A 15681-nucleotide genomic window follows, 5' to 3' on the forward strand; every position below is an offset into this window, starting at 1 on the left:
GCGAATGTCAAATGGAATAGTTAGGTTGCTTGGTAACTGAATGGAATAAATTCCAATGTGGGAGGGGGCTTGCCCCCGATAGCGGTGGGTCAGCTGCAGATAAGCTGACTGACAGGCCGCTATCGGGGCATAGGTATCTACACAACTTTGGCGTAGCCCTGAACCTGTGGCGAGGGAGCTTGCTCCCGTGGCGACCTGGCGGCCTATAGCTATCTGACTGATGCCGCGCGATCCAAATGTGGGAGGGGCGGTGCGACGATTCGACTTGCCCCCGATGGCGGCCTGACAGCCGACCAGGATGTTGGATCAGAGCGAGTACATATCCGTTGCTGCGGTAACGGCGGCTTAGGGTTCCGCCCTTACGGCGTCTCACTTTTGAAAAGCGCAAAAGTAAGCAAAACGCTCTTGCCCCACCACTCGGCACCTCGCTTAGGCTCGGTGTGCCCGAAATCCGACAGTGATTTGGGGGGCCGCCGCCACGCGCCATCCATGCCGCGGGGCGGCTAAACCGGCATCCCTGCCGGTTTACCCCCCAAATCACTATCGGATTCCGGCCAGCGTGGTTTAACGGGGCGCCTAGATCAAAAGCAAGATCAAGAGCGACTCGCTTCGCATCGTGGTTACCGTAGGCTGCTACAAAGTTGTGTAGATACCAATGGCTATCGGGGGCTTGCCCTAATGCCAGTCAGTTAAGAAGTAGCAGGAGCGAGAACTAACTTGTGGCGAGGGAGCTTGCTCCCGCTGGGGCGCGAAGCGGCCCCAAACAATGGGACTGCTGCGCAGTCCAGCGGGAGCAAGCTCCCTCGCCACAGGTTCGGTGTCGCCTTAACTGACTGGCATTAGGGCAAGCCCCCTCCCACATTTTTAACCGAGTAGGGCTTAGAAATCGCGCTTGTAGAAGATGTCCAGCGAACTGGCGACGCCCGTGGCTACTTCCAGGTACACCTTCTTGCTCAGCAGGTAGCGCAACGCGATGGTGTTGGCCGGTTCGAACACCCCAACCCCGTAACGCAGGCTGAGTTTTTCGTTGATCTTGCCGCTGGCCACCACCGCCGTGCTGTTGCCGCTGCCTTGGGTATCCAGGTCGAAATCCTGGATGCCCAACTTGGTGGCGATGTCCGAGGTCACTCCGGCGCTGCCCATCAGGCCCAGGCCCAGGGCGGCTTCGGCGAGCATATTGTTGTCTTCACCGTTGTTGGTGCGCGAACGCCCCAGCACCAGGTAGGACAACGCGTCCTCCTGGGCCATGGCGGGCTCGGAGAAGATCTGCGTGGTCGGCTGCTCGGCACTGCCGCTCAACCGAATGCCGGCGGTGACCGTGCGGGAGGACTCGGTGGTCACGCGTACCGCCTCGATATCCAGGAACGGCTGATCCAACGGCCCGGCGAACAACAGGCGCGCACGGCGCACATTCAGGCGCTGGCCGTAGGCCCGGTAACGGCCATCGTTGAGCCACAGTTCGCCACGGGTGTCCATGTTGTCGCCGATATGCACGTGGCCTTGCACTTTGGCGGTGAGGCCGAAGCCGGCGAAGTTGAGTTGGTCTTCGCCCACCTCCACGTCGATATCCATGGCCATCGCCATCGGCGGCTTGCCCTCTTCGGTCTGGCTGCCGACGATCACCGTGTCATCGGACACCTTGACCGTCGACGGCGGCAGCTCGCGCACGGTGATATCGCCGCGCGGGATGTGCACCTTGCCGGCAATCGCCAGCTTGTCGTCCTTGAGGCTGATGTTCAGGTCGGGCGCCACTTCCAATACGGCATAGGGCTCGACCGTCACTGGCAGTTGCGAACCCTTGAGGCTCAGGTCCACCACCAAGGCGCGGCCCCAGTCGATCTGGCCCTTGAGGCTGCCCTGCCCGGCCTTGCCACTGTGCCAGGCGCCATTGAGCTGCACGCTTTCGCCGGCAATCAGCGCTTGCACGTTCAGGCCTTCCAGGCTCACTGGCAGCTCGGGCCCGGAGATTTCGCCATCGACCAGATTGACGCTACCGTTGACCTGGGGTGCGAGTAGGCCGCCGGAAATCCGTCCGTTGCCATTGAGCTTGCCGCTGAGTTTTTCCACCATCGGCACAAACGGCCGAGCCACCGCCAGGTCCAGCCCGGTGAGGCTGAAATTGCCGGTGATCAGCTTGCTGGCCGGCAGCGGGTTGATCTGCGCCTGCAACAGCAACTCGCCGAGCTTGCCGCCACGGAAGTTCAACTGAGTGTCGATGCGCTTGGGGTTGAGGGTGGTTTCCAGCTTGAGGGTGTCGTACGGGAAATCCAGCCACTGGTGCTTGTCCTTGACGCGCAGGGTGCCGCCACCGGCGTCCACCGACACCACGCCTTTGGGGCCGCTGGCCGGCAGATCGAGTTGCACGTCGGCATTGAGCCTGCCCTGCCAGGCGAAGTCTTTGGGCAAAAAGGCCGCGAGGCTGTCGAGGGGGAATTGCTTGAGGTGGTAACGCAGCTTCGGCTCGGGCATCAGGCGCTGGTCTTCGCCGCACAGGCTGGCGCCACCGGACACCCAGCAATGGGCGGCAAAGGTCAGCTTGCCATCGGCCAGGCGTTCGATTTTCGCCGGGGCTTGCAGCCGCCAGTCCTGGCCACCCGCTTGCACGTCACCACTGGCCAGGCGCCCGCGCCAGTTGCCTTTATCGAGGTTGCCGTCCAGGGCCAGGGCCAGCTTGAGCAAAGGACCGGCCAGATCCAGTTGGACCTTCTGGCTCTTGATATCACCCTGGGCGCTGGCGGTGAGGGTACCAACCTGGGTCTCGCCGCTCTGGATGCCGCTGCCCTTGAGGTCGATCCTGGCGCGCTGGGCGCTGTCCAGTGTCGCGTCGAGGCTGAGGTTTTGCAGGCGATTGTCGGCCAATGCCAGTTGCTGGCCCTTGAGATCGAGTTTGCCTTGCGGCGCCTTCAAAGTGCCGGTGACATCGACGCGGCCGTTGATCTGCCCACGCAGTTGCGGCCAGAGCTGGGCCAGGCGGGCCAGCTTGATGTCGATCTGCCCGGCCAGGCGTTGCTGCAGGCTACCGCTGCCGTTGATGCGGTTGTCGCCCAGGCGGATGTCCAGGTTGGCGAGGGTCCATTGTTCGCCCGCGCCTTCGGCCTTGGCGGCCAGCACGGCGGTTTGCCCGCGCAGACGGCCCTTGAGGTCAAGGTCGGCGTTGAGCTTGAGTTGCCCGTTGTTGAATTCGCCTTTGCTGCGCAGCGGCCCGGCCAGGGTGCCGGGCAATTCGGCGACCCAATAGGCCGGGTTCAACGCGGTCAAATCCAACGCGGTGTCCCAGGCGATGCCGTCCGCGAACTGTACGTTCAAACGGCCTTCGGCCTTGCCCTGGCCGGCCGTCAGCTTCAGCTCGGGCAGGAAGATTTGCTTGAGGTCGCCACTGAACGGTGTAACCACGTTGAACTTGCCCGCCGGGCCGTCGAGATCGGCCTTGAGGTTGCCCAGGTAGTTGCCGTCTTTATAGGAAACTTCACCGTTGAAGGTGCGCAAGGTCACCTGCGGTTCGTCGATCAGCGGGTACAAACGATGCCAGGGGAAGTCCAGCCAGGCGATTTTGGCCTCGGCGCTGAAGCCTTGTTGCCAGTCCAGATTGGCGCTGAGCTTGAGGCTTTGCTGGTCGCCAGCAGTCAGGTCCAGGCCGGCGATCTGCGCGCCCTTGGCGTCGACCTTGCCTTGCAGCAGCAGGTCCACCGGGCCTTTTTCCGCCGGTAACAGCGCTTTGCCCAGCAATTGGTAACCGTGTTTCAGGTCGCCCTTGGCGCTCAGGTCCAATTGATTGAGTTGCAAGGTGTCGGGCAGGTCGGCGCTGGGTTTGAAGGCGTCAGCGGTGATGCGCAATTGCGCCGGCAGATTGTCCACCAGCGGCTGCAACTCGCCACTGAGCTTGGCCGGCAGATAGCCGCTGCTGTCGGCGTCGAGCTTGAGGGTCTTGAGCAGGTCGCCATCGACCTTGAGGGCCACCGTCCACGGTGCGCCGCCCGGCGCGTAAGGCAGGCTGAGATTACCGCTGGCCGTCAAAGGCCAGTCGCCGACAGGTTGCAGCAGGCCGGCGAGGTCCAGCACCAGGCCGTCCCGTTGCAGGTGCACGGCGTCGATCTGCATACCTGCGGAGGTCCAGTGCGCAGCCAGTTGCAGGCCCTTGAGTTCTTCACTGCCGTTGAACAACAGGCTACCGACGCGAACGTCGCCCAACTGGATGGCCAGCGGCAGTTTCAGGTCGGGCAACGCGATGGGCCCGCCGCTGCTCGCTTCGGCGCTGGGGGGAAATTGCAGGCTGACCCGCTCCACATCCAGGCGATCGATACACAGGGTCATACGCAACAGGCACCCCGGCGACCACTCAAACGTGGGCGCATCAAGCTCGACGCGGCTGCTGTCTTGCTGCCATAGCAGGTGATCGGCGCTCCACTGTCCGCCCAGGCGCCCCTGGAAGTTCTCCAGGCTCAAACCCGGCACTTGGCCCAGTGCCCAGCGACTGCCCGCCTGGGTTCCCAATACCGACCACAGCGCCAGGACCACCACGGCGAGGATGGCCATCAGGACCAGCCCCGCTATTTTCAAACCACGCATCACAGCTCAGGCCCCATGGAAAAGTGCAATCGAATGCCGCCCGGATCTTCCAGCGCATGGGCCAGGTCGAGGCGGATCGGGCCAACCGGCGAGACCCAGCGCACGCCCACACCGACACCGGTTTTCAGGCTGGGCATTTCCAGGGTATTGAACGAGTTGCCCTGGTCGATAAAGGTCGCGATCCGCCATTTGTCGGCGATGGAATATTGATACTCGGCACTCAGCGCCACCATATAGCGGCCGCCGATGCGGTCACCGCGATCGTTTTCCGGTGACAGGGTCTGGTATTCATAGCCGCGCACGCTCTGGTCGCCACCGGCAAAGAAGCGCAGCGACGGCGGCACCGACTTGTAGCCGTTGGTGGCACTGCCGCCCACCTGCGCGCGGCCCAGGAACCGGTGGTTATCCCACAAGGTGGTCAAGCCCTTGATCGTGGCCGTGCCGTACAGCAGATTGGTGTCGGAACCGAGCCCTTCCTTGGCGACCTTGCTGTCGAACATCAGGCGATAACCGTTGTGCGGATCGATGCGGTTGTCGCTGCGCAGGTAGGAGTAGCTGATCCCCGGCATCACCAGGTTGCTCAGGCCCGAGTCATTGCCCAGGCGGTACTCTTCACGCTGGTATTTGAGCGAGATAACCCGTGTCCAGCCACTGGGCAATTTACTGTGCCATTCGGGCCCGACGGTGAGCAGCTTGCTCAGGGTGTCGGTGTTGGCCAGCTCTTCATTCTGGTAACCGCCGGCGAAGCGCAATTTGTCGGTGAGCGGTGGGTCGAGCGGAACGTCATACCACAGGCCGACGTTCTGCCGTGGCGCCGAAAGCTCGGCCTCCCAGCCATAACTGTGGCCCTGGGGATTGACCCAGTGCCGCGTCCAGTTGGCCTTGCCGCGCGGGCCGACATCCGTCGAAAAACCCAGGCCCAGGCCCATCGTGCGTGGCTTGCGCGTGTCCAGTTGCACGGCCACCGGAATTACGTCGTTGGTCGAGGCCGTGGGGCTGGCGTCCACGCGCACGCTGTCGAAGAAGCCACTGCCTTGCAGGTTCTGGTTGAGTTCGGCGATCAGTTCGGAGTCGTAAGGGGTGCCACTTTCAAAGGGCACCATGCGTTGCAGCAGTTCTTCATCGAATGGAGTGTCGCCGCTAAAGCTGACCTTGCCCATGCTGTAGCGTGGGCCGCTGTCGTAAACCAGCTCGATATCGGCGACGCCCGCCTGGGGATCGACGGAGAGTGTCTGACGCGTAAAGCGCCCGCTGAAAAAGCCGTAGCGCGAGGCCTGGTTCTGGATCAGACGCTTGGCATCATCGTAATGGCCGTGGTTGAGCACCGCGCCGGGCTTGAGATCGTCACTGGCAGGCACGCGAAACGCCTTGAGGTTCGCCGCCGGGCCGTCGACCCGCAGGGTGACGTTGCGCAAATGCACGGGCTCGCCGGGGTCGATGGTGAGAATCAGGCGCGGGTTCTTGCCGCCCTGCACATCGCTGGCGATCTGTGGCTGATAGAAGCCCAGGGCCTGGGCCGCTTTGCGCGCCTGCTCCTCGGCGCCGCGGCTGAACCGCAGCAGCGCTTCTTCATCACGATCGCCCACCCCGCCGATGTAGCCTTCGATGTTGGCTTTCAGCGCGTCGTTAGAGGGCTTGATCCGCACGTCCAATTCGCTTTGCGCCCATGCGCCGCAGCTTGTGAACAGCAGGATCAAGCCGCTGGTAAATCTTCCTGGAAACTTCATAGGCGCGGATGCTACACGAGCGAGAGAGGAACTTTGAACCCGGATTTGTCTGAATAATTCTGTCTCAAGTCGCTGCAGCACTTAACGGCTGGGGGTTGGGATGGAAAAACACATGCTCCAGCACAGGTCCTACGGCAATTTCACCGATTTCCTCATAGCCCTGGCGCTTATAGAACTCCAGGTAACGGGAATTGCCCGTGTCGAGCACCACGCCCGATGAGTGCGGGTCTTCGGCGCACCAATTGTGAACCGCTTCAAGCAATTGTTCGCCGTAGTGGTGGCCCTGCAATTGCGGGTGAATGCCCAGCAATGGCAACACATGCACCGACTCGCTGGGCAGGCACGCCAGGACGGCCTGATGGTATTCAAGATAACGCCGCGTGCCGCGTACTCCGGTGCTCAGCCACATGCGGATTTGCCAGGCCCAGCTCTCGGTGATGCCCAGGCGCCGTTGCGGCGGGGCGATCAGGGCAACGCCGACCAGACGGTCGTCGACGAACAGGCCAATGGCCGGAAGCTTCTGGAAAAAATGCTGCTTGACCAGCTCGCGCACGGTGGCGCGCACCCGCTGTTCATAACCGGGGCGCTCGGCTTCGAAGATGTAGGCGAAGGTCGGTTCGTGACGGTAGGCCTGGTACAGCAGGGAACGCGCTTCGCGGGAATAGCCGCTATTGAGCACACGAATTTCGGCAGCGGCCGTCGAAGTGTCAGGCATAACAGTCAATCTCCTGGACGCCACTCAAAAAGGTGGCGTTCTTATGGGTACGAACCTGCGCAGCGCCAGTCGTTCCCAGACATTAGCAGTGCATACGCCCTACCGCCACGCTGGCCCCCGTCCGACTTGTCGGCTAGCATCGCCCTTTTGCCAGACTGGACCGCCGACCATGAAAATCGTCTCCTTCAATATCAACGGGCTGCGTGCCCGCCCTCATCAGCTGGCGGCGCTGATTGAAAAGCATCAACCGGATGTCATCGGCCTGCAGGAAACCAAGGTCCACGATGACCAGTTCCCGTTGGCCGAAGTCCAGGCGCTGGGCTATCACGTTTATTACCATGGCCAGAAAGGCCACTACGGCGTGGCCCTGCTCTCGCGCAAAGAGGCGTTGAGCCTGCACAAAGGCTTTGCCAGCGATGAAGAAGACGCCCAGCGCCGTTTCATCTGGGGCACCTTCGCCGACGAGAACGGCCACCCGGTCACTGTCATGAACGGCTACTTTCCCCAAGGCGAAAGCCGTGACCACCCGACCAAATTCCCGGCCAAGCAGCGTTTCTATGAAGACCTGCAACAGCTGTTGGAGAGCCAGTTCAGCAATGACCAGGCACTGGTGGTGATGGGCGACGTGAATATTTCCCCGCAGGACTGCGACATCGGCATCGGCGCCGACAATGCCAAACGCTGGCTGAAAACCGGCAAGTGCAGCTTCCTGCCGGAAGAGCGCGAATGGATGGCCCGTCTGAAAAACTGGGGCCTGGTGGACAGCTTCCGGCACTTGAACCCTGAGGTGACCGACCGCTTCAGCTGGTTCGATTACCGCAGCCGTGGCTTTGAGGATGAGCCCAAGCGCGGGCTGCGCATCGACGTGATCATGGCCTCCACCGGCCTGGTGCCTCGGCTCAAGGACGCGGGAGTGGATTACGATTTGCGCGCGTTGGAAAAACCGTCGGACCATGCGCCGATCTGGTTGGAGCTGAGCTGATTTCTCTGACTCTACCCCCTCCCACATTTTGACCCATGGTGTGTCAGTCACATTGCTGCAATCCAACTGACTTAATCTCGCGGCACTCCCTTTGGCTGACGAAGGTGTCGGCATGATGCTGCGCGTTCTATTACTGCTGGCCCTTTTCCCTTTCTTCGCAGTGTCCGCCCCGCTGCCCCTGCCTGACCAAGGCCCGGCATTGCGTATCCAGGGCTCCAACACCATCGGCGCGGGTTTGGTCCCGGCATTAGTCAGGGGCTTGATGGAGCAGCAGGGTTTGCAAGGCGTGCACAGCGAACCCGCCGAGCGCGCCAATGAACAGCGTGTGACCGGCAAGACCCGTGAGGGCAAGACCGTGAGGGTCGACGTCGCCGCCCATGGTTCCAGCACCGGGTTTGCCGCGCTGAAAAACCACAGCGCCGACCTGGCCGCCTCGTCCCGCCCGATCAAGGACAGCGAACGGCTAGACCTCGCGCCCCTCGGCGACCTGAAAAGCCCCGGCGCCGAACACGTGATTGCCATTGATGGCCTGGCGATCATCCTTAACCCGCGTAATCCGCTGAACAGCCTCAACACCGAGCAACTGGCGCAGATTTTCAATGGCGAGATCAGCACCTGGGAAACACTCGGCGGCAGTGGCGCAGCTATTCATCTGTATGCGCGGGACGATCAGTCCGGCACCTATGACACTTTCAAGGAGCTGGTGCTGAACCGACGCGGCAAACCGCTGGCCGCGTCAGCCCAGCGTTTCGAGTCCAGCGAAGCGTTGTCCGATGCAGTCAGCCAAGACCCCCAAGGCATCGGTTTTATCGGCCTGCCCTACGTACGCCAAGCCAAGGCCGTGGCGATTGTCGATGGCGACTCGCAACCGATGCCGGCGCTGAACAGCCTGATCGCCACCGAGGATTACCCGCTGTCACGGCGGCTGTACTTTTATCTGCCGCCGGCGACGCGTAATCCTTGGGCCAAAGCCTTGGTTGACTTTGCCCAAAGCGATCAGGGCCAGGCGATCGTGGCGGCCAACGGCTTTGTCGCCCAGCACGTGCAGGCGATTGGCGTAGCCCCGCGCGCCTCGATGCCCGAGGCGTATCAGGCGATTGCGCGCAACGCCCAGCGCTTGACGGTGAATTTTCGCTTCGAGGAAGGCAGCGCCAGCCTGGACAACAAGGCGCGCCAGGATGTGCAGCGGGTGGTGGCGTATCTGCAAAGCCACGGCAAACTGCACAAGCAGGTGACGCTGGTGGGCTTTGGCGATGCCAAGAATGATCCGCAGCGGGCGGCCTTGCTGTCCAAGTTGCGCGCGATGGCGGTGCGCAGGGAACTGGTGAAAAGCGGCGTGGTACTGCGCGATATTCGCGGGTTTGGCGCGCAGATGCCGGTGGCGGCGAATACCGAGGATGAGGGACGGATCAAGAATCGGCGGGTGGAGGTTTGGGTGTACTGAATCTTGGGGTTTGTGGTGCTTGGACTGGCCTCATCGGGAGCAAGCCCCCTCCCACATTTTGACTGTATTCACAAATCTAAGTGTGGGAGGGGGCTTGCTCCCGATGGCAGGCGACGCGGTGCTACTGCCCGCCGCGCATCAACTCCTTGGGCACATACTTGCCAATCTCGAACTTGCCGATCGCCGCGCGGTGCACTTCGTCCGGGCCGTCGGCCAGGCGCAGGGTGCGTTGCATGGCGTACATATAGGCCAGCGGGAAGTCATTGGACACACCGGCACCGCCGTGAATCTGGATCGCACGGTCGATCACCTTCAGTGCCACGTTCGGCGCGACCACCTTGATCTGGGCGATTTCGCTTTTCGCGACTTTATTCCCCACGGTGTCCATCATGTACGCCGCTTTCAAGGTCAGCAGCCGCGCCATATCAATCTCCATGCGCGAGTCGGCGATCTTGTCGATATTGCCCCCAGGCGCGCCAGCGGCTTGCCGAATGCGCTGCGGCTGACCGAGCGCTTGCACATCAATTCCAACGCGCGCTCGGCCATGCCGATGGAGCGCATGCAGTGGTGGATACGGCCAGGGCCAAGGCGACCCTGGGCGATCTCAAACCCACGGCCTTCACCCAGCAGTACGTTTTCGTAAGGCACGCGCACGTTGTCGAACAGCACTTCGGCGTGGCCGTGGGGCGCGTCGTCGTAGCCGAACACCGGCAGCGGGCGCAGGATTTTTACGCCAGGGGTGTCCACCGGTACCAGAATCATCGAATGCTGTTGGTGGCGTGGCGCATCCGGGTTGCTCAGGCCCATGAAGATCAGGATCTTGCAGCGCGGGTCGCAGGCACCGGAGGTCCACCACTTCTTGCCGTTGATTACCCATTCATCGCCCTGGCGTTCGGCGCGGGCGGCCATGTTGGTGGCGTCCGAGGAGGCCACGTCCGGCTCGGTCATGGCGAAGGCGGAACGAATCTCACCGCGCAGCAGCGGTTCAAGCCAGCGTTGTTTCTGCTCTTCATTGGCGTAGCGCACCAGCACTTCCATGTTGCCGGTGTCGGGGGCGGAGCAGTTGAACGGTTCCGGGCCCAACAGCGAGCGGCCCATGATTTCGGCCAGCGGTGCGTATTCGAGGTTGCTCAGGCCGGCGCCCAGCTCGGATTCCGGCAGGAACAGGTTCCACAACCCTTCGGCTTTGGCCCGGGCTTTGAGTTCTTCCATGATCGCAGTGGGCTGCCAGCGATCACCTTCGCTGACCTGGCGTTCGAACACCGGCTCGGCCGGGTAGACGTAAGCGTCCATGAATGCGCTGACGCGTTCACGCAGTTCCTGAACCTTGGGCGAATAGGCGAAATCCATGAGCAGCTCCCTTCTCTGAGAGGTTGTTTAAGTCATGCAATCGATGCTAGAACAGCGCTGATAATTTACCTAGCCTATTCTCGGCGTGTATTAACATTCATCACCGATATATGATCGGCGCATGAATACCTAACAATAAGAGTGCAACGACATGAATCTGAGCAAGGTCGACCTCAACCTCTTTATCGTCTTCGACGCGATCTATACCGAAGCCAACCTGACCCGCGCCGGGCAGATTGTCGGCATCACCCAGCCGGCGGTGTCCAATGCGCTGGCACGCCTGCGCGAGACCTTCAACGATCCGCTGTTCGTGCGCACCGCCCAGGGCATGGTGCCCACGCCGATGGCACAGAACATCATCGGCCCGGTGCGTAATGCGTTGTCGTTGCTGCGGGTTTCAGTGCAGGAAAGCCGGATTTTCAATCCGCAACAGGCGGCCAAGACCTATCGCATCAGCATGACCGACCTGACCGAAGCGGTCATTCTGCCAGCGCTGTTCCAGCGCCTGCGTCGCCTGGCGCCGACGGTGGTCATCGAGAGTTTTTTGTCCAAACGCCGCGAAACCACCAAGGAGCTGGCCGCCGGGCGCCTGGACTTTGCCGTGGATGCGCCGCTCAACACCGACCCGCAGGTGCGCCACGTCAAGCTGATGGAAGACCGCTACGTATGCGCCATGCGCAAGGGCCATCCGATGGCAGGCAAGGACAAATTCAGCCTGGATGACTACCTGTCCCTGACCCATATCCATATTTCCAGCCGCCGCAACGGCCTGGGCCATGTCGACCTGGCTCTGGGCAAGATGGGCATCCAGCGCAAGATCGCCCTGCGCTCCCAGCACTACCTGATGGCGTCGCAGGTATTGCAGCAGACCGACATGGTCATGACCGTGCCCGAACGCTTCGCCCGCCGCCATGAACTGCACTGGTTCAACCTGCCGGTCAATGACGTGCCAGCGGTGGAAACCCACCTGTACTGGCACGAAAGCACCGACCAGGACCCGGCCAACCGCTGGATGCGCGAGCAGATGATCGAGTTGTGCCAGCAGGTAACGGCCCACGAAAAAAAGCTGGATAAACAACAAGCCTGAGGTGAAGGAGTTCCCCTGTGGGAGGGGGCTTGCCCCCGATGGGCTGCGCAGCAGCCCTTGACGTTTACGTCAACCTGCAATTAGCTTAGCGTCAAGACCTTCTCGAGCACCGCCATGAGCACCACCTACAGCATCTCCGACCTTGCCCGCGAGCTCGATATCACCACCCGCGCCATTCGCTTCTATGAGGAACAAGGCCTGCTGGCCCCGGAACGTCGGGGCCAGGAACGTATCTACTCGGCGCGGGACAAGGTCAGCCTCAAGCTGATTCTGCGCGGCAAGCGCATCGGCTTCTCCCTGGCTGAATGCCGCGAGCTGATCGAACTCTATGACCCCACCAGCGGCAACCACATCCAACTCAACAGCATGCTCGCAAAAATCGCTGAACGCCGCGAGCAGCTCGAGCAACAGTTGCTGGATATCGAACAGATGAAGCTGGAACTGGACACCGCCGAAGAGCGCTGCACCCAGGCCCTGGCAACTACCATGAGCCAGGCCGGCCATTGATCAGAAGGTAACCGTCATGTCCCTCCCCTCACACGTACGCCTGGTGGAAGTCGGCCCGCGCGACGGTTTGCAGAACGAAGCCCAGCCGATCAGCGTGGCCGACAAGGTGCGGTTGGTGGACGCCTTGAGCGGCGCCGGCTTGAGCTATATCGAGGTCGGCAGTTTCGTGTCGCCCAAATGGGTGCCGCAGATGGCCGGCTCCGCCGAGGTGTTCGCGCAGATCCAGCGCAAGCCTGGCGTGACCTACGGTGCGCTGGCGCCGAACCTGCGCGGCTTTGAAGATGCGCTGGCGGCTGGGGTCAAGGAAGTCGCGGTATTTGCGGCGGCGTCCGAAGCGTTTTCCCAACGCAATATCAACTGCTCCATCAGCGAGAGCCTGGAGCGGTTTGCACCGATCATGGCGGTGGCCCGGCAGCATGGGGTCAGCGTGCGCGGGTATGTGTCGTGTGTGTTGGGTTGCCCCTATGAAGGCGAAATCGCCGCGCAGCAGGTCGCGGCGGTCGCCCGCGAACTGTATGCCATGGGCTGCTATGAAGTGTCCCTGGGCGACACCATCGGCACCGGCACGGCCGGCGCGACACGGCGGCTGTTCGAGGTGGTCGGTGCACAGGTGCCGCGCGACAAGCTCGCAGGGCATTTCCATGACACCTACGGCCAGGCGATCGCCAATATCTATGCCAGCCTGCTGGAAGGTATCCAGGTATTCGACAGCTCTATCGCGGGCCTCGGCGGCTGCCCTTATGCCAAGGGCGCGAGCGGTAACGTCGCCACCGAGGATGTGGTGTACCTGCTCAATGGGCTGGGGATCGACACGGGTATCGACCTGGAGCGCTTGATTGACGCGGGCCAGCACATCAGCCAGGTGCTGGGACGGGCGAGCGGCTCACGGGTGGCGAAGGCGCGTAACGCCGGTTGAGTAGCACGGATGTGACAATGTGTTACCGCACGCCGACACAGCGGGTAACGAGGGAACAGAATCCGTCGCGTTTTTTGAAAGATATGACGTGCTAAAAAATCAACTGCTTGATTTTAAAGGAATTTAAAAAGTTGGCACGGCTTCTGCTATCTCTACTGCATAACAAAAATAAAAAGCGCCAAACCTAATAAAAATAAGACGAAACGACTCTGACATAACAAAAACAACACGGCAGAGACGCAGCTAACAGATTTTTTTGGAGAAGATGTGCTTCGCAGGGTACGGCATGCCGAAACCCGCAACCGGTCAGAGAAAAATAAAACTACCTCAGGTAGCTACCCACTGGTTGGATCGTTTACGAAGAAGCAGATCAGCGTTCAAAAAAATACGTTTGCTCTTGACCCCGGATGGGGGTCGCCAAAACAGCGGTAAAGGGTAACGGTTGCCAAAAACAACAATAGACCGCCCCTCAATAATAAAAAAAGAGCACGCAACGACAAATTAAAGGGGACCTTCGGGTCCCCTTTGTGCTTTCTGGCTGATCATTCCCACGCTCTGCGTGGGAATGTCTCCTGTGACGCTCCGCGTCGCGCCAGCCGCTGCACGTTTCGGCTACTGCGCTAAGGTGACGCAGAGCGTCAGGGGCTGCATTCCCACGCAGAGCGTGGGAACGATCTATCGGGCAGGTCGACCCGGCCATGATCCCGGTACGCAAGCTGGATAAGTCGAATTCGCCAAGGCGCGGGTGATCGAGCAGCGCAATGAACATGGTCGGCACGCCGTACAAGCCCGTGGCGCGTTCTTCGGCGACGGCGGTAAGCGTGAGCAGTGGGTCGAAGCCGTCATTGGGTAGATCATGGTAGTGCCGTGGGTGATGCAGCCGAACGCACGGGCATGCACTTCCACGGTCTCGGCCAGTTGCCGCCAGGTGTAGCGGCAGTGCTGATGACGCACCACCAGCTTCACCCTCGGGATAACGCGCGACAGTCCGATCAAAGGCCTGGCCAATGGTCTCGGCCAGCAAGGTCTTGTCCTGGGAGCCACGGCTGTAGCTCAGGTTCGGTTGATCCGTAACGGCCCCTGTTGTCTTTTTTGTAGGTTGACGTAAACGTAAACTACGATTGACAGCGCCTCAACGCAAGCTTACGTTAACGTAAAGGTGAGCGCCCTCCTCCGCGCCTCGCCGACACAACAACAAAAGCTCACATTAAGGTGCCTGTCCATGAGTTACCCGTCCCTGAACTTCGCCCTCGGTGAGACCATCGACATGCTGCGCGACCAGGTGCAGGCCTTCGTGGCCAAGGAAATTGCTCCCCGCGCTGCCCAGATCGACATCGACAACCTGTTCCCCGCCGACCTGTGGCGCAAGTTCGGCGATATGGGCCTGCTGGGCATCACCGTGCCGGAAGAGTACGGCGGTGCCGGCCTGGGTTATCTGGCGCACGTGGTAAGCATGGAAGAAATCAGCCGTGGCTCGGCCTCGGTGGCGTTGTCCTACGGCGCTCACTCCAATCTGTGCGTCAACCAGATCAACCGCAACGGCAGCCACGAACAAAAGCTCAAGTACCTGCCCAAGCTGATCAGCGGCGAGCACATCGGCGCGCTGGCCATGAGCGAGCCGAACGCCGGCTCCGACGTGGTCTCGATGAAACTGCGCGCCGACAAGCAGGGTGACGCTTACGTGCTCAACGGCAGCAAGACCTGGATCACCAACGGGCCCGATGCCCACACCTACGTGATCTACGCCAAGACCGACCTGGAAAAGGGTGCCCACGGCATCACCGCGTTCATCGTCGAGCGTGACTGGAAAGGCTTCAGCCGCAGCAACAAGTTCGACAAGCTGGGCATGCGCGGCTCCAACACCTGCGAGCTGTTTTTCGATGACGTGCACGTCCCCGAGGAAAATATCCTCGGTGTGCTCAACGGCGGCGTCAAAGTGCTGATGAGCGGCCTCGACTACGAGCGCGTGGTGCTCTCCGGCGGCCCCACCGGCATCATGCAGGCCTGCATGGACCTGATCGTGCCCTACATCCACGACCGCAAGCAGTTCGGCCAGAGCATCGGCGAATTCCAGTTGATCCAGGGCAAGGTCGCCGATATGTACACCCAGCTCAACGCCAGCCGCGCCTACCTCTACGCGGTGGCCCAGGCCTGCGAGCGCGGTGAAACCACGCGCAAGGATGCGGCCGGGGTGATCCTCTACAGCGCCGAGCGCGCCACGCAAATGGCCTTGGATGCGATCCAGATCCTGGGCGGCAACGGCTACATCAATGAATTCCCCGCGGGGCGCCTGCTGCGGGACGCCAAGCTGTACGAAATCGGCGCCGGTACCAGTGAAATTCGACGGATGTTGATCGGTCGCGAACTGTTCAACGAAACCCGCTGAG

Annotated in this window: 9 protein-coding genes and 2 pseudogenes; 6 read left to right on the forward strand and 5 right to left on the reverse strand. The window is 61.4% G+C overall.

All coding sequences use genetic code 11. From position 1 onward, the window contains the following. Positions 1 to 879: 879 nt before the first annotated feature. From C4J88_RS16650 to C4J88_RS16660, 3 genes are all read right to left on the reverse strand, one after another. The gene (locus tag C4J88_RS16650) at positions 880 to 4566 is read right to left on the reverse strand and encodes a translocation/assembly module TamB domain-containing protein (RefSeq protein ID WP_124407587.1); all 3687 of its coding nucleotides are present in this window, start codon (positions 4564 to 4566) and stop codon (positions 880 to 882) included. Beyond that, complete coding sequence (locus C4J88_RS16655) at positions 4566 to 6293, reverse strand: autotransporter assembly complex family protein (protein WP_124367472.1); 1728 nt, start codon at positions 6291 to 6293, stop codon at positions 4566 to 4568. The genes C4J88_RS16650 and C4J88_RS16655 overlap by 1 nt, the downstream gene beginning before the upstream one ends. Positions 6294 to 6357: 64 nt before the next feature. Next, positions 6358 to 7008 carry an N-acetyltransferase gene (locus C4J88_RS16660; protein WP_124407588.1) on the reverse strand — a complete coding sequence of 217 codons (651 nt, stop codon included), beginning with the start codon at positions 7006 to 7008 and terminating at the stop codon, positions 6358 to 6360. Between the two features lie 169 nt (positions 7009 to 7177). On the opposite strand from C4J88_RS16660, the gene xthA reads away from it, so the two are divergent. Both xthA and C4J88_RS16670 read left to right on the forward strand, forming a co-directional pair. Then, a complete protein-coding gene (gene xthA, locus C4J88_RS16665; RefSeq protein ID WP_124363347.1) occupies positions 7178 to 7990 on the forward strand; it encodes an exodeoxyribonuclease III in 813 nt (270 codons plus the stop codon). A 112-nt stretch (positions 7991 to 8102) separates the two neighbouring features. Further along, positions 8103 to 9434 (forward strand): substrate-binding domain-containing protein, encoded by a 1332-nt coding sequence (locus C4J88_RS16670; RefSeq protein WP_124407589.1) that lies wholly within the window; start codon positions 8103 to 8105, stop codon positions 9432 to 9434. 121 nt (positions 9435 to 9555) lie between these two features. On the opposite strand, the pseudogene C4J88_RS16675 reads toward C4J88_RS16670, so the two are convergent. Continuing rightward, positions 9556 to 10784, reverse strand: a pseudogene (locus C4J88_RS16675) (acyl-CoA dehydrogenase). 151 nt (positions 10785 to 10935) lie between these two features. On the opposite strand from C4J88_RS16675, the gene C4J88_RS16680 reads away from it, so the two are divergent. The 3 genes from C4J88_RS16680 to C4J88_RS16690 all read left to right on the forward strand — a co-directional run bounded on the left by C4J88_RS16680 (position 10936) and on the right by C4J88_RS16690 (position 13294). Next, positions 10936 to 11871: a LysR family transcriptional regulator gene (locus C4J88_RS16680; protein ID WP_124404584.1), complete on the forward strand. Its 936-nt coding sequence runs from the start codon at positions 10936 to 10938 to the stop codon at positions 11869 to 11871. 114 nt (positions 11872 to 11985) lie between these two features. Then, entirely contained in the window at positions 11986 to 12378 is a 393-nt protein-coding gene (locus C4J88_RS16685) for a MerR family DNA-binding transcriptional regulator (protein ID WP_124363351.1), read from the forward strand. Positions 12379 to 12394: 16 nt separating this feature from the next. Further along, on the forward strand, positions 12395 to 13294 hold the full coding sequence (locus C4J88_RS16690; protein WP_124407590.1) for a hydroxymethylglutaryl-CoA lyase: 900 nt from the start codon (positions 12395 to 12397) through the stop codon (positions 13292 to 13294). A 469-nt stretch (positions 13295 to 13763) separates the two neighbouring features. On the opposite strand, the pseudogene C4J88_RS28130 reads toward C4J88_RS16690, so the two are convergent. Beyond that, positions 13764 to 14176: pseudogene (locus tag C4J88_RS28130) on the reverse strand (AMP-binding protein); the annotation flags it as partial. 340 nt (positions 14177 to 14516) lie between these two features. Between C4J88_RS28130 and C4J88_RS16700 the strand changes: the two are divergent. Further along, positions 14517 to 15680: an isovaleryl-CoA dehydrogenase gene (locus C4J88_RS16700; RefSeq protein ID WP_124367478.1), complete on the forward strand. Its 1164-nt coding sequence runs from the start codon at positions 14517 to 14519 to the stop codon at positions 15678 to 15680. Position 15681 lies beyond the last annotated feature (1 nt).

It is taken from the genome of Pseudomonas sp. R4-39-08 (assembly GCF_003852275.1).
In the GTDB taxonomy this organism is placed as follows: Bacteria; Pseudomonadota; Gammaproteobacteria; order Pseudomonadales; family Pseudomonadaceae; genus Aquipseudomonas.

What these genes read in the sequence shown, in the direction of transcription:
- C4J88_RS16650 (WP_124407587.1), bottom strand. Translation starts at nt 4,566, where the DNA reads ATGCGTGGTTTGAAAATAGCGGGGCTGGTCCTGATGGCCATCCTCGCC.
- C4J88_RS16680 (WP_124404584.1), top strand. Translation starts at nt 10,936, where the DNA reads ATGAATCTGAGCAAGGTCGACCTCAACCTCTTTATCGTCTTCGACGCG.
- xthA (WP_124363347.1), top strand. Translation starts at nt 7,178, where the DNA reads ATGAAAATCGTCTCCTTCAATATCAACGGGCTGCGTGCCCGCCCTCAT.
- C4J88_RS16690 (WP_124407590.1), top strand. Translation starts at nt 12,395, where the DNA reads ATGTCCCTCCCCTCACACGTACGCCTGGTGGAAGTCGGCCCGCGCGAC.
- C4J88_RS16685 (WP_124363351.1), top strand. Translation starts at nt 11,986, where the DNA reads ATGAGCACCACCTACAGCATCTCCGACCTTGCCCGCGAGCTCGATATC.
- C4J88_RS16660 (WP_124407588.1), bottom strand. Translation starts at nt 7,008, where the DNA reads ATGCCTGACACTTCGACGGCCGCTGCCGAAATTCGTGTGCTCAATAGC.
- C4J88_RS16670 (WP_124407589.1), top strand. Translation starts at nt 8,103, where the DNA reads ATGATGCTGCGCGTTCTATTACTGCTGGCCCTTTTCCCTTTCTTCGCA.
- C4J88_RS16700 (WP_124367478.1), top strand. Translation starts at nt 14,517, where the DNA reads ATGAGTTACCCGTCCCTGAACTTCGCCCTCGGTGAGACCATCGACATG.
- C4J88_RS16655 (WP_124367472.1), bottom strand. Translation starts at nt 6,293, where the DNA reads ATGAAGTTTCCAGGAAGATTTACCAGCGGCTTGATCCTGCTGTTCACA.